This window comes from Emticicia agri (assembly GCF_004168285.1).
Taxonomy (GTDB): domain Bacteria; phylum Bacteroidota; class Bacteroidia; order Cytophagales; family Spirosomataceae; genus Emticicia; species Emticicia agri.
The window spans coordinates 1-371 of the sequence record NZ_SEWF01000140.1 but is presented as its reverse complement, the minus strand read 5'-3'; the positions used below and the strand labels follow the sequence as shown (position 1 = coordinate 371).

Here is a 371-nt window from a genome sequence, read left to right as displayed (position 1 = left end):
GTCAAGGTCGCAGTCTCATTGTTACACAAGCTCAGCTTGTTGGTCGCTATCACTGGTGCTGCTGGTGTTGTGCCTGTGGTGATATTTACTACATTCGATGCCCCACTTGTTCCACAAGTATTGCTACAAGTCGCTGTATATGTGCCTGCTGTGCTCACGGTGATGCTTGTGCCTGTGGCAGTCGTACTCCACATTACTGTGCCTGTACAGTTTGTTGCCGTCAAGGTCGCAGTCTCATTGTTACACAAGCTCGGCTTGTTGGTTGCTATCACTGGTGCACTTGGTGTTGTGCCTGTGGTGATATTTACCACATTCGATGCCCCACTCGTTCCACAACTATTGCTACAAGTTGCTGTATATGTGCCTGCTGT

The 371-nt window shown here is 49.1% G+C and carries 1 pseudogene; it reads right to left on the bottom strand.

The window, feature by feature from the left end:
- A pseudogene (locus tag EWM59_RS28075) lies at positions 1-371 on the bottom strand (hypothetical protein); the annotation flags it as partial.